This window comes from Bradyrhizobium sp. Kon58, assembly GCF_055807455.1.
In genome coordinates this window covers 78943-101956 of record NZ_JBVVOT010000003.1, presented here as the reverse complement: position 1 = coordinate 101956, position 23014 = coordinate 78943, and the positions used below count along the sequence as shown (strand labels likewise).

The window sequence follows — 23014 nt, the reverse complement described above, 5'->3', positions numbered from 1 at the left end:
GAATCCTGAACGTTCGAAAGGCCGTGTTCGGCACTACCGTTTCGGCACGCGCGAATGAGGCAAAATGAGATTTTCCCGCTGGCGGACCGACCGCCCGGGACGGGGCGGTTCTTAAGGCATGGGAGGACCGGATGTCAATGTTAACTGCCCCGATCCCACCCACCAAATTCTGGAAAACAACCCCATGCAAAGTAGAAGCGGCCGGATCGGCCCAATCTGGCGCGGACGACGCCTGTCCTGCAACACCTTGTCCCACAATGCCTTGCCAAATTCGTTATATCATATAATCAATTCGGCAACCCGTCGGGAGGAAACCCATGCCGAAGCTGAAGCTGCCGAACATCGACGACGTCGTCGCCATCGACATCCATACCCACGCCGAGGAGCCTTGCGGCACCCATCCCGACGACGGCTATGACGATTTTCAGGCGCAGATGGCGGACTATTTCAAGTCGCCGCACAAGCATCCGCCGACCGTGCCGGAGACCGCCGCCTACTATCGATCCAAGAACATCGCCGCGGTGATCTTCCCGGTGGACGCCGAGCGCGAGACCGGCTTCCGCCGCTACAAGAATGAGGAGATGCTGGAGATCGCCTCCGACCATCTCGACGTTCTCATCCCCTTCGTCTCGATCGACCCGCACAAGGGCAAGCTCGGGGTGCGCGAGGCACGCAAGCTGATCGAGGAATACGGGGTGCGCGGCTTCAAATTTCACCCGACCATGCAGGGCTTCTACGCCAACGACCGCATGGCCTATCCGCTCTATGAAGAGATCAACAATGGTGGCGCGATCGCGCTGTTCCACACCGGCCAGACCGGCGTCGGCTCGGGCATGCCCGGCGGCATGGGGATGCGGCTGAAATATTCCAACCCGATGTACATGGACGACGTCGCGGCTGATTTCCCCGACCTCAAGATCATCCTCGCCCATCCCTCCTTCCCCTGGCAGGAAGAGGCGCTGTCGGTCGCGACCCACAAGCCCAACGTCTACATCGACCTCTCGGGCTGGTCGCCGAAATATTTCCCGCCGATCCTGGTGCGCTACATCAACTCGATCCTGCAGGACAAGATGCTGTTCGGTTCGGACTGGCCGGTGATCACACCGGACCGCTGGCTGTCGGACTTCGCCAAGATCGAGATCCGCGACGAGATCCGGCCGAAGGTGCTGAAGGCCAACGCAAGGAAGCTGCTGGGGATCTAGGCGCGATCCCATGAACTGACGGAGCCGCTTGCTCGCTTGCAGCGGCTCCGCAGCGGTAGAGGGCTGGGCCTTAAGCGCGCATGCCTATCGCCGGCCGAAACGGCGGATCGCTCTCGGGTGATTCAATCGCAGCGTAATGATCGAAGCGCATCGCGGAACTCGCCCGCCCGCGGCTCATCAAGCCTAGACTTGCCGAATAGCCGAACATGGTCATGAGCGGAACGATTGCGTCGATCGCGACAACCTCGTTCTCGATGTCCCTGAAGCGAATGTGCGCACGCCGTAATTTCAAATCGTCGGCGATAGATGCTGCGAATGCTCCCGGCGTCACCACCTCGACCTTCATGATTGGTTGGAGCAAGACCGCCTTCGCCATTTTCAGCGCTTCGCGGAAGGCCGCCCGCGTCGCGACCTCGAAGGCAAGCACTGATGAGTCGACATCGTGATATTTGGCGTCAATCAGTTCGACGCCGACATCGACCACCGTAAAGCCCGCAACGACGCCGCAAGCAAGGACGTCTCTCAGACCTTTCTCCACGCCGGGCAGATACTCTCTCGGCAGCACACTTTCGTCGACCTTTGACTCGAAGTGAAAGCCCTTTCCGGCATCGATAGGCGCGACGCCGAGCTTCACGGCGGCGAACTCGCCTTTGGGGCCGTAGATCTTCCTATGGGTGTATTCCCCCTCAGCGCGCGTGGTTGGGCGCTCGATCAATGCGACCTGCCACGCGCCGACATTGACGACGATCCCATGGGCACGGCGAAGAATATCGATTTTGCCTTCGAGATGCCCTTGGCTCACCCCTTTCAGCACAGCCTGCCCCGACTCGGGATCGAGCGACACAATGAACAAGTGATCCTCGGCGGCAAGCTTCGCGAGCGCCGTCACAAGTTTATCATGCTCCGCCTGAGACGCCGCTTCGATGGCGAGTTCGACCAGCAACGGTTGCCTGACGACATTATCTTGCATTGGTCGATCTCAAGCCTGCGTTCTCGGATCGCTTTCTACTCTATCATCGGTTGATTCACTATTCCTGCAGAACAAGATGCTGTTCGGTTCGGACTGGCGGGTGATCACGCCGAACCTCGCTGCAACCTCTCCCGCTTGCGGGGGAGGTCGACGCGCGAAGCGTGGCGGGTGGGGGCTTTCTCCACACGATGATTTTCCCGATGCGGAGACACCCCCCACCCCAGCCCTCCCCCGCAAGCGGGAGAGGGGGCGCACCGTTCTCGTGGCATCGGCGGAAGTCGTCCGACCGAAGGCCTCAGACCTGTGCCAAGCCTCCATCGACGAAAACCTCGCCGCCGGTCATGAAGCTGCTGTCCGAGGACGCCAGGAACGCCGCAACCGCCCCCGTCTCGCTCGGGTCGCCCACGCGCCCGAGCGGCGTCATGCTTCCAAGCGCGTCGAACGCTTCCTCGCCGACGATCTCCAGCGCCAGCTCCGTCTTGGTCGGCCCCGGTGACAGCACATTGACGCGGATGCCGGTGCCGCGCAGGTCCTGCGCCCAGCTGCGCGCCAGATTGCGGATCGCAGCCTTTGTCGCGCTGTAGATACTGAACTGCGGCGTCCCCATCACCCCCGTGCTCGATCCGGTCAGGATGATCGACGACCCCTTCGTCATCAGCGGCAGGGCTTTCTGCACCGTGAACACCAGCCCCTTTACATTGACGTCGAAGATCTGATCGTAATGCTCGGGCGTGATCTCGCCGAGCGGCGCAAACAATCCGGTCCCGGCATTGGCGAACAGGATGTCGAGCCCGCCGCGTTCGGCCTTCACCGTCGCGTACAGCCGATCGAGGTCGGACATGTCCGTCACCGAGCCCCTGACCGCGCGCGCCGAGGAACCGAGCTGCGCCACGGCGGCATCGAGCGGCTCCTGCCGCCGCCCGAAGAGATAGACGAACGCGCCTTCGTCGATGAACCGTTTGGCCGCTCCAAATCCGATGCCGGTTCCGCCGCCCGTCACCACCGCCGTCTTGCCTTGTAGTCTGCTCATGATGTGCTCCTTCACTAGGGTTGCACTGAGCTGGCGGCCTACCCACCTATCGACAAGTATGCACCTTTTGGTAAGTGCCCAAAAATGTCAGACACGATCTCTCCACCTGCGCAGGCTTCGCCACCTGTCCAAAGCTGCACCCCGACTTTGCCCGGCTTCACTTGCGGCCTCGACGCGACCCTGCGGGTCATCGCCGGCAAGTGGAAGCCGCTGATTCTGTACTTCCTCGCCCAGGGCGGGCCGACCCGCTACGGCGAGCTGCGGCGAGCCGTGCGCGACGTCAGCGACAAGATGCTGATCCAGCAACTCAAGGAGCTCGAGGCCGATAGTCTCGTGAAGCGGACCGACTACAAGGAAGTGCCTCCGCGGGTAGACTACGGTCTCACCGCTTTGGGCCACAGCCTCGCTCAGGCCCTCGTGCCGCTGTGCTCGTGGAGCACGGAGCACATGGCGGAGGTCAGCCGCGTTTTCGCCGAGCGGGAGGCCTGGAATTCCAAGAGGCGGTGAATCTTATGGCTACGTTATGCGATCAGTTCACGCTTGCCAGATAGCCCGCCAAAATTGTCCGGCTCTGGCTGAGCGTCTCGATGCGTTCGTCGATCAGGCCGACCTGCTGCGTGAGTATTTTTCGCAGCTCGTTGCACGGCGTGAAAGCCGGATCGTTGTTCCGCACGCATGGGAGTAACCGCTTGATGGTTTCGAGCGTCATCCCCGCGCCGCCGAGCATCTTGATCCGCCGCACCGTTTCCTCTTCGGCCAGGCCATAGTCGCGATAGCCGGAGTTCGTCCGCTGCGGCGCAAGCAGTCCTTCGCCTTCATAGTAGCGCAGCATTCGGACGCTGACCCCCGTCCGCCGGGAGAGTTCGCCGATCTTCATCTGAAGCCTCTTGACCCTGACAGTACTGTCAGACCCTACAGACTTTGCTCGTCCAAGTGAATGCCACTTGTGAAGGGAGCAACGATGAAAGCCTACCATTTGAATGGCCATGCTGGTGCTGGCCGCCTTGCGCGCGTCGAAATCAGCAAACCCGAACCCGCCAATGGCGAGGTCCGCATTCGGGTCGAGGCGGCAAGTCTGAATTACCGCGACCTCCTGATCCTCGACCGTGCAGGCCAAGGCGAGCTCAAGGGCCGCGTGCCACTCTCCGACGGTGCGGGTGTCGTTGACGCCATCGGCGCCGACGTCGCGCAATGGCGACTCGGGGACCGCGTCGCTGCATCGTTCTTCCGCGATTGGATCTCGGGGCCGTTCAACTCCAGCTATATTCCCTCGTCCCTCGGTGGCAACACGATGGACGGAATGCTGGCTGAGTATGTCGTGCTGCCGGCGACTGCGCTGGTCTCAGTGCCGGCGCATTTGTCCGCGGTTGAGGCCGCGACCCTGCCCTGTGCCGGCGTCACGGCTTTCCATGGCCTCATCGCACGCGGCGGGATGCGCAAAGGCGACACGCTGCTGGTCCAGGGAACAGGCGGCGTCGCGCTGTTCGGGCTTCAATTCGCGGCGGCGCTGGGGGCGCGTGCGATCGTGATATCCTCCTCGGATGAAAAACTCGCCCGCGCCAAGGCGCTGGGCGGCTCGATCCTCATCAACTATCGCGAGACGCCTGACTGGGATGTCGCCCTGATGAAGGCAACGGATGGCAGAGGTGCCAGTCACATCCTCGAACTCGGCGGTCCCGGCACTTACGACCGATCGCTGAGATCGGTCGCTTCGGGTGGCAAGATCGTCCAGATCGGGGTTTTGACAGGGTTCGGCCCCAAGCCCGACCTCGCGCGCCTTCAGTGGGAGAATGCCGACATCATCGGTGTCACCGTCGGATCAGTCGAACACTTTGCCGCGATGAATCGCTTCCTGACCGAACACGCGATCCACCCGATTGTCGATCGGGTCTATGGTTTCGACGAGGTCCCCGAAGCATATGCGCACCTGCGGACCGGCTCACATTTCGGCAAGGTCGTGATCAGATTTTAGAAACCAGGGCCCAAGTCGCGATTCCGTCTTGGACCGATTTCGCGGCGCCTTGTATAGTCCGTGGACCGCAACGATCCCGGAGGACAGGTCAATTGAGCCTCAAAGCCGTTGTCTTCGACGCCTACGGAACGCTCTACGACATCCAGTCGGTCGCCGAGATCACCGAGGATGCGTTTCCGGGTTACGGTGAGATCATCACGCAGATCTGGCGGATCAAGCAGCTCGAATACACCTGGTTACGCTCGCTGATGCGGCGCTACCAGGAATTCGCAGCGATCACGCGCGACTCGCTTGCCTATACGCTGCGCGTGCTCGGGCTCGCTTACGAGAACGAGGCATTCGAGCGCGTGATCGAGAAATATCTGCATCTCGATCTCTATGCGGATGCGACGGCAGCGCTCACGGCTCTAAAACCGCGAAAACTCGCCATCCTCTCCAACCGCAGTCCGGATATGCTGAATGCGCTCGTGCGCAACTCCGGCCTCGACGCCCTGCTCGACGCCACGATCAGCGTCGACGCGAAGAAGATCTTCAAGCCGAGCCCGGAAGCCTATGAGCTGATCGGCGAGGTGCTCGGCACCGCGCCGGACGAGGTGCTGTTCGTCTCCTCCAACCCCTGGGACATCGCGGGCGCGAAAGCGTTCGGACTGAACGTTGCCTGGATCGAACGGGTGACGCCCGAAGCGATGGCGCTGGCTTGCGTCGAGAACGAACTCGTGGCACCGCTGACGATGTTCAAGGCGATCCGCACCCAGATGGACGAGCTCGGCTTTGCACCCGATTATCGCGTCCGGGCGCTCTCGGAGCTGCCAAGGATTGCTTAGGCATCGCCGCCCGCCCATAAGTCTGGAATGAGCTGACTGGAATGAGCCTGGAATCCGTTCGCGCCTTCTTCGCCGAAAAAGCCCCCGACATCACAGTCATGGAATCGCCGATCAGCTCCGCAACTGTGGCGCTGGCCGCCGAAGCCTATGGCGTCGAACCCGGAATGATCGCCAAGACGCTGTCGTTGCGGATCGGCGAGCGCGTGATCCTGATCGTCGCGGCCGGCACCTCGCGCATGGACAACAAGAAGGTGAAGGCGGCGTTCGGCGGCAAGCCGAAGATGCTGGGGCTGGAAGAGGTTGCGGAAGTCACCGGCCACGAGGTCGGTGGTGTCTGCCCGTTCGGATTGAGATCACCGCTGCCGGTTTATTGCGACGTCTCGCTGAAGGCGTTCGACGTGGTGGTGCCGGCTGCCGGCTCGACCCACAGCGCGGTGCGCATCACGCCGGAGCGGATGGCCGAGCTGACCGCGGCTGAATGGGTCGATGTCTGCGAGGTCAGATCCGAAGCGCGCTAATCATCCTCGTCGTAAGGTCGGGGCTGGTTCGCCGGAGGCGGTGGCGCATTGTTATAACGTGGCGCCGGCGCGGCGCGATTGCCCGGAACCTGCTGCTGCGGCGGCATCTGATTGTTGGACTGGAATACCGCGCGACAACCGCTGGAGAGCTGCGGCGTATTCTGCCGCAAGCACGCCGTAATGCGGCTCACATCAGGGATCTGGTCGCTGCACAGCCGCCACACATCCGGCGTGCAGGCCATCTGCTGCTCCATGGTTCCGCGATACTCTTCAGCGGATGCAGCGCCCTGCGCGACGATGCCGCCGATCGCAAGCGCCACACCCAGCGCAATCCGCTCTGTTCGCATGTCCGATTCCTTCGCGAGTCTCTCGAATTCTCTTCAATCAATGAGACGCGGAGAGGTTCTGGACCAACAAAAAATTGTGAAAACGGGCCAGGAACCTATTCGACCTTGCCGATCTTCTTGACCGCCGTAATCAGCCGCGCGCTGTCGATAGCCACGAACTCGGCAAACGCCGGCGCGTCCTGATAGGCGACGAGACTGCCCGACGTTTCGAAGGCCTTGAGCACGTCGGGGCTCGTCATCACCTGCGCCATCGCCTCGCGCAGGCGGGTCGCGATCGGCGCCGGCAGCGCGCTCTGCGCAAACAGCCCGGCCCAGATGTACATCTCGACGTCCTTGTAACCGAGTTCCTGGAAGGTCGGCAGATCGGGGAAGCTTGCGATGCGCTTGGCGCCGCAATTGCCGAGCACGCGCAGCTTGCCGTCCTCCACTTGCGGTTTCAGCGTTCCCGGTGCGGCGGCGATCGCCTGCACGGTGCCGCCGAGCAGCGCGGTGAGCGCCGGTCCGGCGCCGCGAAACGGCACATGGAGCAGCTTGATGTCGGCGCTGCTCGCGAACATCTCCATCGCCACATGCAACGTGCCGTAAGGCCCCGATGAGCCATAGGTGATCTGGCCGGGACGCTTCCTGGCGTCCTCGACGAAATCCCTCGCCGTCTTCCACGGCGCCGAGGCCGGCACGGCGAGCAGCGTGGGATCGGCCAGCACCCGCGCGATCGGCATGAACTGCGAGAGCTCGTAGGCCACCGGACGGTCGAACAGCCGGTCGGCTTCGGGCAGCACCGCGAGCGAGGACAGTGTCATCAGCAGCGTGTAGCCGTCGGGCTCGGCGCGCGCCGCCGCAGCGTTGCCGACGGATCCACCGCCACCGCCGGCGCGGTTGTCGACGATGACAGCCTTGCCGAGGATTCGCTCCAGCGCCTGTGCGACGGGACGCGCCGCAAGATCCGCTTGGCCACCGGCCGGAAACGGCACGATCATGGTGACGTTGCGAGCGGGATAGGCTTGCGCGAAAGCCACGCTCGACAACACAGGCAACAACGGCAATGCGGCAGCGGAGCGCAGGATATCGCGTCGATCCATGGCAGATTCCCCCTGTTTTCTTATTTCGGTGCCAGCCTAGCGTGACCATCCGCAAGAACAAGCCGCGTGGCGGGATTAACGAAGCATTATCCATGTTCTGCCCGGTCAGGAACGCCCCCTGGACTCTACCGTTGCCTCCCAAGGAGTGGAGCGGATGAATAGACTTCAGACCATTGACGTGGCGCTGGACGAGATGCTGGTGAATCTCGCCGCCATCGTCCTGCGGCTTTCAAAGCCCGACGTCACGCAGACGCCGGAAGCGCGACGCGCCTTGGCGCAATCCGTGCATCAATACGCAGTCTGCGCGAAGCGCTCGCGCGATCCGCGTGTCCATGATTTGAAGTCGCAGCTGGAAGAAACGTTGAAGCCGAATTTGCGCGTGGTCGCGCGTAATGATGTGACGGTGTCGTAATCGTACTACTGGGCGGTATGCCGTAGGGTGGGCAAAGGCGCAAAGCGCCGTGCCCACCAATCATTCGCCGAAGTGCCCTGCGATATCACGCACATCCCCTCCCCAGTCCACGGGAAGGGTGCCTTGACCAACATAACGATGGAAGCTGCTGAAAGACCAATCCCGCGCACGCGTGACGAGGCCATGCTTCACAGGATTGAAGTGTATGTAATCAACGTGCCGCTCCAAGTCAGCATCGTCGCGAATTACGTGCTCCCAGAATCGGCGTTGCCAAATGCCCTTCTCTCGCTTCCTCGATTTACTGAGTGAACGCTCGCCGATCTCCAAGCCTCGCGAAAAGCTGCCCTTGATCAGATTCCATCGCGACGAAAAGTCGGCGTCATCCTCAGGCAACGCCCAGATCGCATGGAGGTGATCAGGCAAGATACAGATCGCGACGGTCTCGAACGGCCGGCGTTGCCCGACCGTTCGGTAGATCTGGCGTAGCCGATCAACCTGGTCGACGAGTAGCGTACTTGACCTATCGGCTAGCACGACGGTGAAGAAGAACATGTTGCCTTGCGCTCGGCGATACTGAGGCACTTGCGATCCCTCGCATCAAATTGGTGGGCACGCTTCGCTTTGCCCACCCTACCGCACCTACGCTGTTCGCTCGCTCTTCTTTGCCTGCCGCTTGCAAGTACCCGGCAGCTTCGCTGCGAGAAAATCGCCGAGCGCCTCGACGCGTGCGGGGCGCGGGCCGCCAGGTGGCGTCACCAGATGCACGGCGCCTTCGACCTGCTTCCAGTCCTTCAGGACCACTTCGACCTCGCCGGAGGCGATGGCCTCGCCGACGATGAATTCCGGAAGGTCCGCGATGCCGAGGCCGGCGATCAGCGCCGGCATCACCGCTTCGCCGTTGTTGACGCGGAGCTGTCCGCCTGGGCGTACACTGGCCTGCTCGCCGGCCGCATTGGTGTAGTGCCAGACGTTGGGCGTCGAGAGATAGGCGTAGCTGAAGCATTTGTGCTCGGCCAGATGCATCGGATGCGTCGGCCGTCCGTATTGCCTAAGATAGGACGGCGCGGCCACCGTAAAGCGCGGCATCGTGAAGAGCCGCCGCGCAATCAGCGAGGAATCCGGCAGCCGCGCGATCCGCACCGCCATGTCAAAGCCCTCGCCGATCAAATCGATGGTCGCATCGCTCAGATGCAGATCGACCGAGACCTCCGGATAAGCCTCGAAGAACTCCGGCAGCAACGGCGCCACCGCCTTGATCCCGAACGACATAGGCACGGCGAGCCGCACCAGGCCGCGCGGCGCGACCGATTGCGCCAGCGCCTCGTTCTCCGCCGCCTCGCCGTCGGACAGCAGGCGCGTCGCACGCTCGGCGAGCTTGTGCCCGGCGTCGGTCAGCGCGAGCCGGCGTGAGGTGCGGTTGAACAGCCGGGCGCCGAGCCGCTCTTCGAGGCGCGTAACCGCCTTGGACACCGTCGCCTTGGACATCGCGAGCTCGCCTGCCGCTCCCGCAAACGACCGTAATTCCACGACTTTTGCGAAAATCGCGAGTGCCTCGAAATCGGGGAGTTTGGCCATGAAAGCGGATCCCATTGGACTGTTTAAGGAAACAATAGGTTTCAACAGTTTCTATTCCTATACCACAGGTGGAGGCTTATCCAAGGGCCATCAGAAATTCAGGACTGGAGAAATCCAATGACCAAGAAGCTCTCAGGCAAGGTTGCCCTCGTCACCGGCGGTTCGCGCGGCATCGGCGCGGCCTCTGCCCGCGCACTGGCCGATGAAGGCGCGGACGTCGCCATCAGCTATGTCGCCTCGCCCGAAAAGGCGGAAGCGGTCGTCACCGAGTTGAAGGCCCGGGGCGTCAAGGCGCGCGCCTTCAAGGCGGACCAAGCCTCGGCCAAGGACGTGACGCAGCTCGTCAACGACGTCGCGAAGGAGTTCGGCCATCTCGACATCCTCGTCAACAATGCCGGCGTCGCGAGCGGCGGCGCGATTGACGATGCCAATGCCGACACCGAAGCGCTCGCCCGCCAGGATGCCGTCAACGTGCATGGCGTGATCGCGGCGATCCGCGCCGCCTCGCAATTGATGGGCGAAGGCGGCCGCATCGTCACCGTCGGTTCGATGCTCGCCGACCGCGCTTCGTTCCCGGGTCTTGCGGACTACGTCGCCACCAAGGCCGCCGTGGTCGGTTACACCAAGGGCGCAGCGCGCGACCTCGGTCCGCGCGGCATCACCGTGAACGTGGTGCAGCCCGGCTCGATCGACACCGACATGAACCCGAAGGACGGCGGCGAGTTCGCCGAGACCCAGCGCAAGCAGCACGCGCTGCAGCGCTTCGGCCGCCCCGAGGAAGTCGCAGCCGGAATCGTCTTCCTCGCAAGCCCGGAAGCCTCCTTCGTCACCGGCACGGTGCTCAACGTCGACGGCGGTTTCGGCGCCTGATCAAGGCGCCACCCGCTCAAACAAGGAATTACGCAGATGATCGAACTCAGACCCTTCTCAAAGCTCGGCGGCGCCGACCACGGTTGGCTCAATGCCAAGCATCATTTCTCCTTCGCAAGCCATTATGACCCCGACAACATGGGTCACGGAGCCCTGCGGGTGTGGAACGACGACGAGATCGCACCCAACACCGGCTTTCCCGCCCATCCCCATTCCAACATGGAAATCATCACCTATGTGCGCGAGGGCGCGATCACTCATCAGGATAGCCTCGGCAACGAAGGCCGCACCGAAGCGGGCGACGTGCAAGTGATGAGCGCCGGCAGCGGCATCCGCCACTCCGAGTACAATCTCGAGCCGACCAAGGCACGCATCTTCCAGATCTGGATCGAGCCGACCGCGCGCGGGGGACAGCCGACCTGGGGCTCGAAGCCGTTTCCGAAAGGAGACCGCTCCGGCAAGCTCGTCACCATCGCGAGCGGCTTCGAGAATGATACGGACGCTTTGCCGATCCGCGCCGATGCGCGGGTGCTCGCCACCACGCTGAAGGCGGGCGAGAGCGCGGAGTACGCGCCGGACAAGTCACGGCACCTTTATCTCGTGCCCGCGGCGGGGTCAGTCGAGATCAACGGCGTGCGCGTCAACGCCCGCGACGGCGCCGCGATCCGCGACGAGGACAGGCTGAAGATCACGGCCTTGGAAGATTCCGAGATCGTGCTCGTCGACGCGGCTTAGCAACGCCTTCGTCATGCCGGGGCCCGTCCCGGCATGACGCCCCCGGCACCAACCCATCAAATCTGCATCCAACGGAGACCATCATGACCAAAGTTCTCGTCCTTTATTATTCCGCCTATGGCCACATCGAAGCGATGGCCAACGCCGTTGCGGAAGGCGCGCGCGAAGCCGGTGCCACCGTCGACATCAAGCGCGTGCCCGAACTGGTGCCGGCCGAGGTCGCGAAAGCCTCCTATTACAAGCTCGACCAGGCCGCCCCGATCGCTCAGATCGAGGACCTCGCAAACTACGACGCGATCATCGTCGGCACCGGCACCCGCTTCGGCCGCATGGCCTCGCAGATGGCGAACTTCCTCGACCAGGCCGGCGGGCTCTGGGCCAAGGGCGCGCTGCACGGCAAGGTCGGCGGCGCCTTCACATCGACTGCGACCCAGCATGGTGGCCAGGAGACGACGCTGTTCTCGATCATCACCAACCTCTTGCATTTCGGCATGGTCGTGGTCGGCCTGAACTACGGCTTTGCCGGCCAGATGAAGCTCGACGAGGTCACCGGCGGCGCACCTTACGGCGCCACCACGATCACCGGCGGCGACGGCAGCCGGCAGCCCAGCGCCAACGAACTTGCAGGTGCACGCTATCAGGGCCGCCAGATCGCGGAGACAGCCAGGAAGCTGCACGGTTAAGCTACATGGCTGAGCTGCACGTCTGATGCGAGGGGAGCGCCCGTCAGCGCGTCCCCTTGCCAATCGCCTTCGCCGCAAAGGCGGCGAGCCGGGGATAACGGCGCAGGCCCTGCGCGGCGTGGTCACGCCACGCGAAGGGCATTCCGCGCCAGGACAGCGCGACGCTGACATCGGTCAGCGGCACCGGTTCGGCGCCGAAGCGGCGCTTGTAATCCTGGTTGCCGATGCTGAGGTCGAAACGGCGCACGCCATCTGCATGCAGCGCCGCCATGGTGCGCTCGGTCACGAGCAGCCCCGGCGAGCAGCTCGACCAGGAATCGCCGGCGTGGCTGATGCGCAGCAGGAAATAGGTCGCACCAAACCTGACGCCGAGCGTGGTGGCGACGACGGCCTCGTCGCAGACCAGCGCCGAGATGACGGCGTAACCGTCCGCGACGCCTTGACGGGCGACCTCGCGATAGAACTGCGCATGGGTTTCGTCGTTGAGGACGAAGCGCGAACCAAGCTTCCGCATGCGCGCCTGCTGCTGGGCATCCATCACGTCCAGAAGCTCGCGCGCACGCGCGACATCGGTAGCAATCTCGAATCGCGCGCCGTCGTGACGGCTGAAGACGCGCCAGCAGCGCGGCATCTGCATGCGCTTGATCGAGGCCTGGTAAGCTTCATAGTCGTCGCCGGTCAGCACGACGTTGCCGTTGAGCGAGCAGGATCCTATCCGGCCGAGCGCCACCAGCGGGTTCGGCCTGCCGCCGATCTGGGCCGGCATCTTCTTCAGGCGCAGCAGATCGAAGCGGTCCGGCAATGCGCGCAATGCGTCGATCAGCGCCATGCCGATCGCCTCCGTCGCCGCGGCGTCCAACGCGGCATCGAGCGCAAGGATCGGCGCGTTGTTGTCGGAGATGCCGAAATCGGCGAATTCGACGATGCGGATGCCGCGCCTGAGATGGCTGATCATCGGCACCATTGCGATGTCCCTGCCCGTCGTGGCATCGGAGATCAATGCAATCAGCGGCGAGAAATCGTGGAACGCCTCATACCAGGCGCCGAGCCAGTATCCATGCTGGAATGCGGTGCGATGGCCTGCGTTCAGGCGGGATGCGGCCCGCTGCCAGTCACGCACGAAATCGACCGCGATTCCCGACGTACTGGACACAAGACCATCTGGTTGCTCGACGCTGAGGATCGTCATCCGCGGGACATGCGATTACTGGGTGTTTCCAGATAGATTATGTTTTGTCGCGGCCACAAGTGACCTCATTGCTTATCGTTAAGCCGATGCCACTGCGGCGGCACCGGCTGCGACAAGTCGTCCGGTTCCGTTTCCGCAACGCATTGGAACCTGGCCAGGAAGTGCAGGCCGGCCACGGCAACAGCGAACATGAACCAGATCGGATTCTGCCGTTCGAGCAGGAAGGTCTCGGTGGCCCCGTAGTACAGGCCGAACAGCCACACGGTCAGGAACAGCTTAGCCAACGCACCGCTGCGGTTGTGAGTTCGGGCGGTCTGGAAATTGCCTAGCGGCGCGAGCACGAAGACGAGGATCACCAGCAACAGCCCCGGCAGGCCGATGGTGACCGCGAGGTCGAGATAGCTGTTGTGGCTGTGCGCCGCACTCGTCGCCCATTCGGCGCCCTGGACGGTCTGCCGCGCGGTCACGTCGTCCCAGAATGCCGCGTAGCCGTGACCGATGATCGGCTTCTCGGCGACAGCTGCGAGCGCGAACTCCCAGATGGCGGAACGGCCGGTGAAGGTGGGATCGAGCGGAAGCAGCCGCGTCATCGCCCCGAGCGCCGGGCTCAGGACGCTGCCGACCGTCAACAGGTTCATCACGATCAGCGGCACGAAGCAGATGATCCGCCTCAGCCACAGGCTCGGCGTCACGCAGACCAGCGAGGCGAGCGCGTAGATCGCAAGACACAGCACCGACGACGTCTTGCCGCCGGTGAAGATCAGGAAGAGTCCGGCCAGCGCGGCGATGGCCGGCCCCATCACGAACGAACCGACGGCGGACAGGTAAATGCCGACATAGACCAGAATGGTCATCACCGGCGAAGCGACGTTCTTGTGACCAAAGCTGCCGCGCCAGTCGCCGGCCAACTGCGGCTCGGTGACGTCGAGTGCGGTGTGCATCGAGTATTGCGGCGCCACGAAGACGCCGAGATAGCAGAGTGCGAGCAATACGAGCGCGGCGCCGCCGAGACACAGGTTGAAGCTGCGCTGCGTCGGCGGCAACAACGGCAACAGCACCGCGAGCGACATCACGCTGGCTGCGAGCACGAAGCGCTGCATCGAGACTCCGCGATTCTCGGAGAAGACGATGTTGATCAACAACCATCCGACCAGGCAGAGATGCAGCGGCGTCACCAGCGTCTTCAGCGCGGGCGCATCCGTTGCGGCGACCAACAATACCGCGACCACGGCCAGTAGGCCCCAGGAGACATAGGTGAGCGCCAATCGTCCGCCGACCACGGCGGCGACATCCGCGCTGCGCAGGTCCGGAAACGGATCGAGCGTCACCAGCACGAGGAGCAGCGCTGCGACTACGACGAGGCAGCGCGCTGCCCGCACGGCGTTGACCCCCGCAAGCCCGTCGCGCAGGACGTGGCCGAACGATCGGGCCTCGACGTCGGTCATGTCAGTGGCGCTGCGATCCATGGCTCAAGACTGGTGGTGAAGCCGGGGGAAGCTCCAAGTCCTAGCCGATCCCTGTTAAGCATCCGTCAACCAGTCCGCCGGAGCTCTGCGGCGCCTGCTGCCGCACGATGCTCCGCGCGATTTCGTAATATTGAAGCGCGCGCTGTTCCAGCGTGAGATTGTCGAGCACGAAGCCGCGCGGATCGAACGTATTGGCGGCGCACCCGGCCCAGAACTCGTCCCACCCCGCCTCGAACCCTGCGATGTCGACGAACTTGGCGCCGCAACGATGGTCCCAGTACGGCACCGACGACACCGGCGCGAACTGGACGCGATGTGGATAATAGTCGGGGTCCCGCCACGGGCCGCCGGGATCCCAGGCCAGCACCGGCACGCCGCAAGACAATGCCTGCTGGTAGGCAATGCCCTGGCTCTCGCTCTGGCAGAGGAAGATCATCGCACGCGATTGCGCGAGCGCGGCCCGATAGTCTTCCTCCTTGTAGCTGCCGTAGCGCAGCTCGGTGAACGAGCGGCCTTCCCTCGTGAGCCGGGCGCGGATGGGTTCGATCAGCTCCGCCGCATGGCGATCGCGGTCCCAGTGCACCTTGTCGTAGATCAGGACATCGACGCTCTTTTGCGACGTCGACGACGGTGCCCAGAGATCCGTGTCGATGCCGATCGGCCAGGCCTCCGTGTCGGGCCAGTGCGGCCGATACATGTCGGCGTACCACGGGCCGGGCACCACGACCTTCTTGACCGGCAGGCGCTTGAACAGGTCGGGATCGTCGAGTGGATGATTGTGGGCGGCGACGCCGAGCAGGATCGGATTTTTCCAGGCGAACTTGTCGAGCAGGAAGGTGCGGCCGATGATGCAGGCGAGTTCGTCCGGATGCCGCGCGATGTAGCCATAGTCGTTGACGCGATAGCGGATACCGAGCCGATCGAGTCCCGCACAGAGATTTAGGAACACGCGGAGCTGCCCGCTCATGCGCGGCTCGCCGAGCAGCATGCGACGCGCCACGCGGCGCAGATGCCGGTCGCCGGGAAACCAGCGATCGTCCTTGTCCTCGTAGAACAGGTTGAGGACCATGTCGTCGGGATCGTAGTCGAATGTCTTTGCGGGCACTGGGTCCATCCGCGGCGGCCTGATGCGCATTCTCGCATGGGACCGGCTGTCGCACTCTTCCAAATTTGCCACAGGCTTAATGCCGGCGGCTTAACGCTAATTGATGAAACCAGCACTGCGCCAGCCTTCGCGCCGACGTTTTTTTCTCAATGCGAGTATCATCCGCGACGGCCAAGGTTGCGATCGATCGCATTACCAACTCGCAGAAGCGCCCTGGTTAACAGACCGTTAAAGGCGAGCCGTATCTTGATCACCGCGGAAGAAATTCTCGAATTACCGGCGACATCGCGCGTCGTTCCGGCGGCGCGCGTCCCGCTGCAGGTCGGCTCAACCACGTCGGTGTCCGTCGTCATTCCGGCCAAGAACGTTGCGGCCTATGTCGGCGAAACCCTCGCCAGCGCACTGGCGCAGGCCGAGGTCAGCGAAGTGATCGTCGTGGACGACGGCTCGACCGACGACACCACCGCCATCGTCCGCGCCATTCGTGACCCTCGACTGCGCCTGATGACCAACGGCGCAGCCGGCGTATCGGCAGCGCGCAATCTCGGCGCGCACCATGCGAGCAGCCAATGGCTGCTCTTCCTGGATGCCGACGATCGCCTGCGGCCCGGCGCGGTCGCGGCGCTGCTGGCGGCTGCGCGGGGTGCGCCGCGAGCGGTTCTCGTCTACGGCGACTACAACACGATCGACAGCGAGGGACGGCAGATCGGCCGACGGGATCTGCTGAAAGGACGCAGCAAACCGTCCGGCGACGTGCTGGCGCGGCTCGCGGCCGGCAACTTCATCGTCAATGGCGGCATCGCGCTCGCACGTGCAGAGGCCTTCCGCGCCATCGGTGGCTTCGACGTCTCGCTCAGATATTGCGAGGACTGGCACTGCTGGTGCCGTCTTGCTGCGATCGGCGAATTCGAGTTTGCGCCAAACCTGCTGCTCGACTACCGCCTGCATACGGCCAACACCATGAACGCGGCGGTGCGGACACCGCAGGATTTCTTTCCGGCGATCGCGCGGGTGTTCGACGACGGGCTGATCATGGCGCGACTGCCCGCGGGCATGGCAGCCGGGCTGCGCCAGGCCGCCGAGGTTCATCTCGTCACGTATTCGGCGATGCAGGCGGTCCGCTTCGGCAGATATCGCCAGGCCTTCGCCTATCTCGGGATGGTCGGGCGCCGCTCGCTCAAGTCGCTGCCACGCTCCGCGGTCAGGGTCGCCCTCGCCTGTTTTGGTATTTAGCCCGCCGCCTCGGCGTCAGGACACAATCTTCGAGGCCTCATAGGGCTTCGGCTCGATGCCGAACGCGGCGAGCACCGAGCCGAGCGCGACCATCACGGGATGCATCGCGACGACGGCCTTCGACGATTTCAGCAAAGCGGCCGCGCGCACCAGCGACAACGGCAACCTCCCGAGCATCTGCGCAAACACCCACACGCGCGCCGCCGCGCCCTGCGCGGCCTTGGCCTGCACACGATAATTGATCGCGCCGATGCGCAGGCCTCGCTTCACGATCCAGCCGAAACTGGTGCGGCTTTGCGGCACCGTCTCGGTGATGACAGCCTCCGCCGTCCAGTGGAACGTCATGCCGGCATCGCGGCACCGCACGAAGAAATCACAATCGCCGCCGCCGAGGAAGTTGAAGCGCGGGTCGAAGGCGGGCCGGGCGAACCTCTCGAACGCCGCACGCGTGATCAGGCAATTGCCGCAGCCGTAGATCAAGGGCACAGCGCCGCTGTAATCATAGGCGGGACAAAAAACGGGATGGCGCGAAAGCCAGGGCATGCTCCGGTCCTCGAAGACCGGCAGCACCGGCCCGCCGACCAGATCGGCGCCGGTCGCCTCCGCGGTGCGGACCATCAGCTCGAGCCAATCGGGCGAGGCGATCTCGTCATCGTCGATCATCAGGAACCGGGTCGCGGCGGGAAACAGCGCCAGCGCCGTCTCGAACGCGGCGTTGATCGCCTGAACGTTGCCTTGCCGTTTCTCGACCAGGCAGACACCCTGAAGCCTGCCATGGGCGAGATATTCCGCGGCCACCGGCGCGCTTTCGCGCCGCACCGCATCGTTCTCGACCATGACGACGGCGAAGGAGCGCGGGGTGCGCTGGCTCGCGAGCGAGTCCAGCGTCAACCGCAGATGCTGCGGGCGGCGGAAGCAGGGGATGCAGACGACGATACCAACCGACAGGTCGATAATCCGCGAGCTGGCCGCGATCTCCCGGTTGGGATCGCGCACGGCATCCGAGATACGCGTGGCGGACAGGTCTGTCGGGATCAATGTCATGACGTTCTAGATGTCCGAGATAGATTGAAAAAGCCCTGCTTCGATCCCTGGGATCAGCGCCGTCCCGCGACGGCACATCGCCGCGGGACAGGAACGTCCCAAAATGAACGGCCGGTTTGAGCCTCGCGACGGGGCCACGCCGCCGATTTTCCGCCATCCATGCACTTAACTGCTTCCGGGTGTTTCTGCAGCGAAACCTTGCGCGCGTAATACTGCAATTCGCGGTCCGGCGTGCCGATGGCGGCTGGCGGGGACGATACCGTAGTTAACGCACATGCTCATTAACCTGACCGTAAGCACTGCGACGGGTGAAGCGTCGCGGCATCGGATTTGCTCTACGGGTAGACGAGATTTTTCCTGTAAATTTAAGTCGAACAAGCGCGGTCGGAAAAAAATGAACAAGCCAACCACGATCGATTTCGCGACAGCCACGGCGGTCCAAATTCCCGCAGCCATCACCCACACTCAGGCGCTGCACGATCTCGTCCCCGGTGAAGCCCGCGATAGCCTGCTCGCCGTCCACGACGTGCTGCGCCGAGAACTGCCGCAGGGCCAGCTCGCCACCTACGAAGCCGGCGGCGGCTCGTGCAGCGTACTGCCACCGGAGTTGCTGAGCCGCAGCAAGGTCACCGTCGTCGACATCGACGAGGACCAGGTTCGCAACAACAGCTACGCGGACGAAGCGATCCTCGGCGACGTCCAGACCTACCGCTTCGGGCGCGGAACCTTCGATCTGGTGATCTGCTACAACGTGATCGAACATCTTCCCAATGTCGACGCCGCACTCTTGAATTTCCGCGACGCGCTCAAGCGCGGCGGGATGATCCTGATCGGCGCGCCAAATCCGCGTTCGCTGTCCGGAGTCGTCACCAAATACTCGCCGCACTGGTTCCACGTCTGGTTCTACCGGCATATTCGAGGCATCAAGGATGCCGGCTTGCCGGGCGAGCCGCCGTTCCCGACCTTCTTCCATCCCCTGGTGTCGTTGCCGGCGCTCGAAGCGTTCGCCGCCGCCAATGGCCTCGAGATGATCTACCGCCGTGAGGTCGAGAGCCCGCGCTATCCCGAGATGCGCCGGCGCAAGCCGCTGTTCGCAGCCCTGGTCGACGCCGGCGCCGCCGTGCTCAACGCCGTGCTCCCGCGCGGGACCGACGTCCGCCGCGGCGATTATCACGTCATCCTGCGGAAAAGCTGACGGCCATGGTGCGCGCGCGGCCGATGGCAAGACCAGCGAACCCTCGCGGCCACGACGCACGCGGTAACGAACCGTTAATCTCTGAAGGACCGCGCCATCGCACGCGTCACGACGACGCGTCGAAGAGTGGCATGCGCTTAAACGCTTTGTTTGCCATTTCGGTGAATAGTCCCTCAATGAGTATGGTTAATTTTCCCTGTTGCGTTGAGTGGGCACCTATATCTGAGGTGCGTGGCGTAGAGCGAAGAGTACCCCCTCAGCACGCGGCACTTGGAATGAAAGCTGGGGATCATGCTTGACTACAACCAGCCGATAGACCGGGCCAGACCGGAGGCTCCGCAGCAACGGCCTCAGGCCGGTTTCAACGTGCTGGAGCTGGTCAATCTGCTCTGGCGGCGGAAGATCGCGATTGCCGTTGCCGCGCTGCTCGGTGCGACGCTTGCCGTCACCGTGGGCAAGAGCCTGGCGCTCCGCTACACCGCCACCGCCCAGCTCTATGTCGACCCGCGCGAGCTTCAGCTCGTCGATCGCGAGCTAACGCCTCGCGCGCAGGACGTCTCCGGCATGTCGATGGTGGTCGAGAGCCAGGCGCGCCTGATCACCTCCAACAGCGTGCTGCTCCAGGTGATCCAGCAGGCTGATCTGGACAAGGACCCCGAATTCGGCGGGGCAGATGGCAAAGGCGTGATGTCGTCGCTGCTCGGCCTGATCGGCCTTCAGCCCCAAGCGCCCTCCGCCACGGAGAAAAAGGAAGTGCAGCTCGCCGCCCTCGAGGCGCTGAACCGGCACATCACGATCCGCAAGACCGAAAAGAGCTTCATCGTCGACATCGAGGTCTGGTCGACCGATCCGGCGAAAGCGGCGATGCTCGCCAACACGCTGACCAGTGCCTACCTCGCGGAATCCCGCAACTCGCAGGCGTCGGCCGCACGGCGCGCCACCAACGATCTCTCCGGCCGCCTGAAGGAGCTGCGCGAGCGGCTGCGCAACGCCGAGACCGTGCTTGCGACCTACAAGGCCCAGAACAATTTCGTCGGCACCCAGGACGCGCTGATCAGCGACCAGCAGCTTTCCGCCAGCAACCAGCGGCTTTCCGCCGCCCGCGCCGCGACGATGGACGCGCAGGCGCGCCTCGACCAGATCGAGGCGAGCCGACGCACCACGGCAGATGCAGGCGCAAACTCCGAGGCGCTGCAATCGCCGACCATCGCGAACCTGCGCGCGCAATATGCCGATGCGCGCAAGAAATATGCGGAGCAAGCCGGCGAGCTCGGCCCGCGTCATCCGGCGCTGCGCCAGACCGAGAAGCAGGTCGAAGATCTCAAGCGCACCATCAACGAAGAGATCGACCGCTTCGCCCAGTCCGCCAAGAACGATCTGACGCGCGCCCGCGACTTCGAAGCCTCGCTCAGCCGGGCGCTGGAGGCGCAGAAGCGGCAGAGCGTCCAGCTCAGCCAGGCCGCCGTGCGCTTGCGCGAGCTCGAGCGTGAAGCCGATGCCAGCCGTGACGTCTATCAATCCTTCCTCAAGCGCTCGCGCGAGACCGAGGAGCAGGAGACGCTGAACACCTCGGCGGCCCGCATCATCGGCGAAGCGACGGTGCCGCAGCGGCGCTCGTTCCCGCCGGCGATGAGCCTGTTCGCCATGATCGGTTTCATCTTCGGCGCAATCGCTGCATCAAGCTGGTTCGTCGCGGCCGAACTGCTGTTCGCCGGTGCGTTCGTGCCGGCGCCGGCGCCGGCCCGGCCCAATCGGACTCCGTTGCCGCAAGCTCCGCGAGCTCCGGAGCCTTCGCGGGCGCCGGAGACTGCCCGGCCCCAGCCGGTCTCGCGAGCCCCGGAAGTCGCGGAGGCACTGCCGGAACTCGCCGCCCCGCCGCTGCAACCTTCGATGGTCGAGAAGCCCCTGATCGAAAAGCCGCTGATCGCGCGCCTCCAGGAGGCCGACGTCATCCACACGCTCGGTGCCATTCTCGCCACCGGCGGCGGCATCGACCTCACTCGGCTGGGCTGGCCGACGCTGCGCCCCGGCTTTCCACTGACGACGCTGCTCAACGCCTGGCGCGACATGCGCGCTACGGCGGCCCGGCGCGCCGGCGGAAAGACAATGCCTGTTATCGCGCTCGTCGGTGCCAGCGAGACCACCGGGCGCAGCGTGACGGCGCTGAATTTCGCGCTCGCGGCCGCGCGCGACGGCGCCCGGGTGCTGATGATCGATGCCGACCATCAGGCGCACTCGCTCTCGAACAAGGTCAACCGTCCCGGCAAGAGCGAGCCGAGCAAGGTCGGATGGCTTTCGATCGGCAGCAAGGCCGCACGCGAGATCAAGACACTCAACGGCATCTCGGTATTGCCGGCCGCCGAAGGCGACGCAACCAAGGCCACTGACGCCATCCGCAAGGCCATCGAGCAGGCGCGCTCCGCCGGCGGTTATGACCTCGTGATCCTCGACGGCCCCGCGGCGCCACTCACGGCCGGCAGCCGCAAGCTGCTCGATGATGCCGACGCGGTGGTGGCGGTGCTGCCGACCAGCCTCGACATCAACGACGGCCTGGAAGAGATATTGAGCACGCTCGGCCGCGCCGAGCGCAAGCTCGTCGGCGTCGTGCTCGACGAACTCACCCCTATGGCCCAAGCTCGCCAACGAGGCAGACAATATGCTTGAGCGCCGCATCAATCTCGATGGCCGGGCCGCAACCGCCGACGTGCCGCGGATCACCATCGGCGGCCTTCGCATGGCCGCACTCGACCTGGAAGCGACCGCAGATTTCATGATCGAGGCGACCGATCCGCGCCATCGCATCGGCCGTCCGCTGCACCTGACCTCGGCCAATGGCGAGGTGCTGGCGCGGTGCTCGACGGAACCGGAGACCGAACGCCTGTTCCGCGTTGCCGACCTCATCAACGCCGATGGTCAGCCGCTGGTGGCGGCGTCCAGGCTGCAATCCTGGTTTCCGCTGCCCGAGCGCGTCGCCACGACGGATCTGTTTCACGTCGTCGCGCGCAAGGCCGAAGCGGTCGGCCGCACCTTTTACATGTTCGGCGCGAGCGAGGACGAGAACGCCGCGGCGGTCGCGAACGTCCGAAAGATGTATCCAAACCTCAAGATCGTCGGCTACAGCCACGGGTATCTCCGTGGCGATGCGCTGCGCGCGAAGGTCGACGAGATCAACGCGCTCGCGCCGGATTATCTCTGGGTTGCGCTGGGCGTGCCAAACGAGCAGGCGTTCGTCGAGGAATTCACCCCGCATCTCACCAATGTCGGCGTCATCAAGACATCCGGCGGCCTGTTCAACTTCTTGTCGGGCAGCCGCGCGCGCGCGCCGCGATGGATGCAGAAGATCGGGCTGGAATGGGCTTGGCGCACCTTGCTCGAGCCCCGCCGCCTGTTCTGGCGTTATTTGACCACCAATCCTCGCGCGATCTATCTGCTGTTCAGCCGCAATCGACCCTTTAATCGCTGAGTTGACAACGACATGACCGCCGCCGGTTATCAGCCCCGCCTGCGCTATTTCAGCGCCGGCGGCGCCGGTATTGCGGCTTGCGGGTCGGGCTCATAAGCGGCT

At 64.0% G+C, this 23014-nt stretch carries 24 protein-coding genes; 13 read left to right on the top strand and 11 right to left on the bottom strand.

What is annotated here, in order from left to right:
- Positions 1-317: 317 nt before the first annotated feature.
- On the top strand, positions 318-1202 hold the full coding sequence (locus tag AC0L20_RS06830; protein WP_027565452.1) for an amidohydrolase family protein: 885 nt from the start codon (positions 318-320) through the stop codon (positions 1200-1202).
- A 70-nt stretch (positions 1203-1272) separates the two neighbouring features.
- Here the strand turns inward: AC0L20_RS06830 and AC0L20_RS06825 are convergent, their stop codons facing one another.
- Both AC0L20_RS06825 and AC0L20_RS06820 read right to left on the bottom strand, forming a co-directional pair.
- The gene (locus AC0L20_RS06825; RefSeq protein WP_473287933.1) at positions 1273-2172 is read right to left on the bottom strand and encodes a translation factor GTPase family protein; all 900 of its coding nucleotides are present in this window, start codon (positions 2170-2172) and stop codon (positions 1273-1275) included.
- A gap of 295 nt (positions 2173-2467) precedes the next feature.
- Positions 2468-3202: an SDR family NAD(P)-dependent oxidoreductase gene (locus AC0L20_RS06820; protein ID WP_473287932.1), complete on the bottom strand. Its 735-nt coding sequence runs from the start codon at positions 3200-3202 to the stop codon at positions 2468-2470.
- A gap of 84 nt (positions 3203-3286) precedes the next feature.
- Here AC0L20_RS06820 and AC0L20_RS06815 point away from each other — a divergent pair, with 84 nt between their 5' ends.
- Entirely contained in the window at positions 3287-3709 is a 423-nt protein-coding gene (locus AC0L20_RS06815) for a winged helix-turn-helix transcriptional regulator (RefSeq protein WP_473287931.1), read from the top strand.
- Between the two features lie 22 nt (positions 3710-3731).
- Here AC0L20_RS06815 and AC0L20_RS06810 read toward each other — a convergent pair whose 3' ends face one another.
- Positions 3732-4079, bottom strand: coding sequence for a MerR family transcriptional regulator (locus AC0L20_RS06810; RefSeq protein WP_473287930.1), 348 nt, complete (start codon positions 4077-4079; stop codon positions 3732-3734).
- Positions 4080-4163: 84 nt separating this feature from the next.
- Between AC0L20_RS06810 and AC0L20_RS06805 the strand changes: the two genes are divergently transcribed.
- The 3 genes from AC0L20_RS06805 (at position 4164) to AC0L20_RS06795 (ending at position 6516) form a co-directional block, all read left to right on the top strand.
- Positions 4164-5174 carry a zinc-dependent alcohol dehydrogenase family protein gene (locus tag AC0L20_RS06805; RefSeq protein ID WP_473287929.1) on the top strand — a complete coding sequence of 337 codons (1011 nt, stop codon included), beginning with the start codon at positions 4164-4166 and terminating at the stop codon, positions 5172-5174.
- 92 nt (positions 5175-5266) lie between these two features.
- Positions 5267-5998 (top strand): haloacid dehalogenase type II, encoded by a 732-nt coding sequence (locus AC0L20_RS06800; protein WP_473287928.1) that lies wholly within the window; start codon positions 5267-5269, stop codon positions 5996-5998.
- 41 nt (positions 5999-6039) lie between these two features.
- Positions 6040-6516, top strand: coding sequence for a YbaK/EbsC family protein (locus tag AC0L20_RS06795; protein ID WP_473287927.1), 477 nt, complete (start codon positions 6040-6042; stop codon positions 6514-6516).
- Here the strand turns inward: AC0L20_RS06795 and AC0L20_RS06790 are convergent.
- Both AC0L20_RS06790 and AC0L20_RS06785 read right to left on the bottom strand, forming a co-directional pair.
- Positions 6513-6863, bottom strand: coding sequence for a hypothetical protein (locus tag AC0L20_RS06790; RefSeq protein WP_473287926.1), 351 nt, complete (start codon positions 6861-6863; stop codon positions 6513-6515). The genes AC0L20_RS06795 and AC0L20_RS06790 overlap by 4 nt on opposite strands.
- 95 nt (positions 6864-6958) lie before the next feature.
- Positions 6959-7942, bottom strand: coding sequence for a Bug family tripartite tricarboxylate transporter substrate binding protein (locus AC0L20_RS06785; RefSeq protein ID WP_473287925.1), 984 nt, complete (start codon positions 7940-7942; stop codon positions 6959-6961).
- A 154-nt stretch (positions 7943-8096) separates the two neighbouring features.
- On the opposite strand from AC0L20_RS06785, the gene AC0L20_RS06780 reads away from it, so the two are divergent.
- Positions 8097-8354, top strand: a complete 258-nt coding sequence (locus AC0L20_RS06780; RefSeq protein WP_456767680.1) for a hypothetical protein — start codon at positions 8097-8099, stop codon at positions 8352-8354.
- A 60-nt stretch (positions 8355-8414) separates the two neighbouring features.
- Here AC0L20_RS06780 and AC0L20_RS06775 read toward each other — a convergent pair whose 3' ends face one another.
- Together AC0L20_RS06775 and AC0L20_RS06770 are read right to left on the bottom strand one after the other, a co-directional pair.
- Entirely contained in the window at positions 8415-8936 is a 522-nt protein-coding gene (locus AC0L20_RS06775; RefSeq protein WP_456767679.1) for an REP-associated tyrosine transposase, read from the bottom strand.
- 57 nt (positions 8937-8993) lie between these two features.
- Positions 8994-9929 carry a LysR family transcriptional regulator gene (locus AC0L20_RS06770; protein ID WP_473287924.1) on the bottom strand — a complete coding sequence of 312 codons (936 nt, stop codon included), beginning with the start codon at positions 9927-9929 and terminating at the stop codon, positions 8994-8996.
- A gap of 117 nt (positions 9930-10046) precedes the next feature.
- On the opposite strand from AC0L20_RS06770, the gene AC0L20_RS06765 reads away from it, so the two are divergent.
- The 3 genes from AC0L20_RS06765 to wrbA all read left to right on the top strand — a co-directional run bounded on the left by AC0L20_RS06765 (position 10047) and on the right by wrbA (position 12217).
- Entirely contained in the window at positions 10047-10799 is a 753-nt protein-coding gene (locus tag AC0L20_RS06765) for an SDR family NAD(P)-dependent oxidoreductase (protein ID WP_473287923.1), read from the top strand.
- A gap of 36 nt (positions 10800-10835) precedes the next feature.
- The gene (locus AC0L20_RS06760) at positions 10836-11534 is read left to right on the top strand and encodes a pirin family protein (protein WP_473287922.1); all 699 of its coding nucleotides are present in this window, start codon (positions 10836-10838) and stop codon (positions 11532-11534) included.
- A gap of 83 nt (positions 11535-11617) precedes the next feature.
- Positions 11618-12217 (top strand): NAD(P)H:quinone oxidoreductase, encoded by a 600-nt coding sequence (gene wrbA, locus AC0L20_RS06755; RefSeq protein WP_473287921.1) that lies wholly within the window; start codon positions 11618-11620, stop codon positions 12215-12217.
- A 43-nt stretch (positions 12218-12260) separates the two neighbouring features.
- Here the strand turns inward: wrbA and AC0L20_RS06750 are convergent, their stop codons facing one another.
- The 3 genes from AC0L20_RS06750 to AC0L20_RS06740 form a co-directional block, all read right to left on the bottom strand.
- On the bottom strand, positions 12261-13406 hold the full coding sequence (locus tag AC0L20_RS06750) for a GNAT family N-acetyltransferase (RefSeq protein WP_473287920.1): 1146 nt from the start codon (positions 13404-13406) through the stop codon (positions 12261-12263).
- Positions 13407-13471: 65 nt separating this feature from the next.
- A complete protein-coding gene (locus tag AC0L20_RS06745) occupies positions 13472-14872 on the bottom strand; it encodes an O-antigen ligase family protein (RefSeq protein ID WP_473287919.1) in 1401 nt (466 codons plus the stop codon).
- Positions 14873-14912: 40 nt separating this feature from the next.
- Entirely contained in the window at positions 14913-15977 is a 1065-nt protein-coding gene (locus tag AC0L20_RS06740; protein ID WP_473287918.1) for a glycosyltransferase, read from the bottom strand.
- Positions 15978-16223: 246 nt separating this feature from the next.
- Here AC0L20_RS06740 and AC0L20_RS06735 point away from each other — a divergent pair, with 246 nt between their 5' ends.
- The gene (locus AC0L20_RS06735) at positions 16224-17210 is read left to right on the top strand and encodes a glycosyltransferase (protein ID WP_473287917.1); all 987 of its coding nucleotides are present in this window, start codon (positions 16224-16226) and stop codon (positions 17208-17210) included.
- A 15-nt stretch (positions 17211-17225) separates the two neighbouring features.
- On the opposite strand, the gene AC0L20_RS06730 is transcribed toward AC0L20_RS06735, so the two are convergent.
- Positions 17226-18254, bottom strand: coding sequence for a glycosyltransferase family 2 protein (locus AC0L20_RS06730; RefSeq protein WP_473287916.1), 1029 nt, complete (start codon positions 18252-18254; stop codon positions 17226-17228).
- Positions 18255-18648: 394 nt separating this feature from the next.
- Here AC0L20_RS06730 and AC0L20_RS06725 point away from each other — a divergent pair, with 394 nt between their 5' ends.
- The 3 genes from AC0L20_RS06725 (at position 18649) to AC0L20_RS06715 (ending at position 22912) form a co-directional block, all read left to right on the top strand.
- Positions 18649-19449 (top strand): class I SAM-dependent methyltransferase, encoded by an 801-nt coding sequence (locus AC0L20_RS06725; protein WP_473287915.1) that lies wholly within the window; start codon positions 18649-18651, stop codon positions 19447-19449.
- A 291-nt stretch (positions 19450-19740) separates the two neighbouring features.
- Positions 19741-22113 carry an exopolysaccharide transport family protein gene (locus AC0L20_RS06720; protein WP_473287914.1) on the top strand — a complete coding sequence of 791 codons (2373 nt, stop codon included), beginning with the start codon at positions 19741-19743 and terminating at the stop codon, positions 22111-22113.
- Positions 22106-22912: a WecB/TagA/CpsF family glycosyltransferase gene (locus AC0L20_RS06715; RefSeq protein ID WP_473287913.1), complete on the top strand. Its 807-nt coding sequence runs from the start codon at positions 22106-22108 to the stop codon at positions 22910-22912. Before AC0L20_RS06720 ends, AC0L20_RS06715 begins: the two co-directional genes overlap by 8 nt.
- Positions 22913-23014: the final 102 nt, after the last annotated feature.

Coding starts and splice junctions, on each gene's coding strand:
- AC0L20_RS06830 (WP_027565452.1), top strand. CDS start 318: ATGCCGAAGCTGAAGCTGCCGAACATCGACGACGTCGTCGCCATCGAC.
- AC0L20_RS06825 (WP_473287933.1), bottom strand. CDS start 2,172: ATGCAAGATAATGTCGTCAGGCAACCGTTGCTGGTCGAACTCGCCATC.
- AC0L20_RS06820 (WP_473287932.1), bottom strand. CDS start 3,202: ATGAGCAGACTACAAGGCAAGACGGCGGTGGTGACGGGCGGCGGAACC.
- AC0L20_RS06815 (WP_473287931.1), top strand. CDS start 3,287: ATGTCAGACACGATCTCTCCACCTGCGCAGGCTTCGCCACCTGTCCAA.
- AC0L20_RS06810 (WP_473287930.1), bottom strand. CDS start 4,079: ATGAAGATCGGCGAACTCTCCCGGCGGACGGGGGTCAGCGTCCGAATG.
- AC0L20_RS06805 (WP_473287929.1), top strand. CDS start 4,164: ATGAAAGCCTACCATTTGAATGGCCATGCTGGTGCTGGCCGCCTTGCG.
- AC0L20_RS06795 (WP_473287927.1), top strand. CDS start 6,040: ATGAGCCTGGAATCCGTTCGCGCCTTCTTCGCCGAAAAAGCCCCCGAC.
- AC0L20_RS06790 (WP_473287926.1), bottom strand. CDS start 6,863: ATGCGAACAGAGCGGATTGCGCTGGGTGTGGCGCTTGCGATCGGCGGC.
- AC0L20_RS06785 (WP_473287925.1), bottom strand. CDS start 7,942: ATGGATCGACGCGATATCCTGCGCTCCGCTGCCGCATTGCCGTTGTTG.
- AC0L20_RS06780 (WP_456767680.1), top strand. CDS start 8,097: ATGAATAGACTTCAGACCATTGACGTGGCGCTGGACGAGATGCTGGTG.
- AC0L20_RS06770 (WP_473287924.1), bottom strand. CDS start 9,929: ATGGCCAAACTCCCCGATTTCGAGGCACTCGCGATTTTCGCAAAAGTC.
- AC0L20_RS06765 (WP_473287923.1), top strand. CDS start 10,047: ATGACCAAGAAGCTCTCAGGCAAGGTTGCCCTCGTCACCGGCGGTTCG.
- AC0L20_RS06760 (WP_473287922.1), top strand. CDS start 10,836: ATGATCGAACTCAGACCCTTCTCAAAGCTCGGCGGCGCCGACCACGGT.
- wrbA (WP_473287921.1), top strand. CDS start 11,618: ATGACCAAAGTTCTCGTCCTTTATTATTCCGCCTATGGCCACATCGAA.
- AC0L20_RS06750 (WP_473287920.1), bottom strand. CDS start 13,406: ATGACGATCCTCAGCGTCGAGCAACCAGATGGTCTTGTGTCCAGTACG.
- AC0L20_RS06745 (WP_473287919.1), bottom strand. CDS start 14,872: ATGGATCGCAGCGCCACTGACATGACCGACGTCGAGGCCCGATCGTTC.
- AC0L20_RS06730 (WP_473287916.1), bottom strand. CDS start 18,254: ATGACATTGATCCCGACAGACCTGTCCGCCACGCGTATCTCGGATGCC.
- AC0L20_RS06725 (WP_473287915.1), top strand. CDS start 18,649: ATGAACAAGCCAACCACGATCGATTTCGCGACAGCCACGGCGGTCCAA.
- AC0L20_RS06720 (WP_473287914.1), top strand. CDS start 19,741: ATGCTTGACTACAACCAGCCGATAGACCGGGCCAGACCGGAGGCTCCG.
- AC0L20_RS06715 (WP_473287913.1), top strand. CDS start 22,106: ATGCTTGAGCGCCGCATCAATCTCGATGGCCGGGCCGCAACCGCCGAC.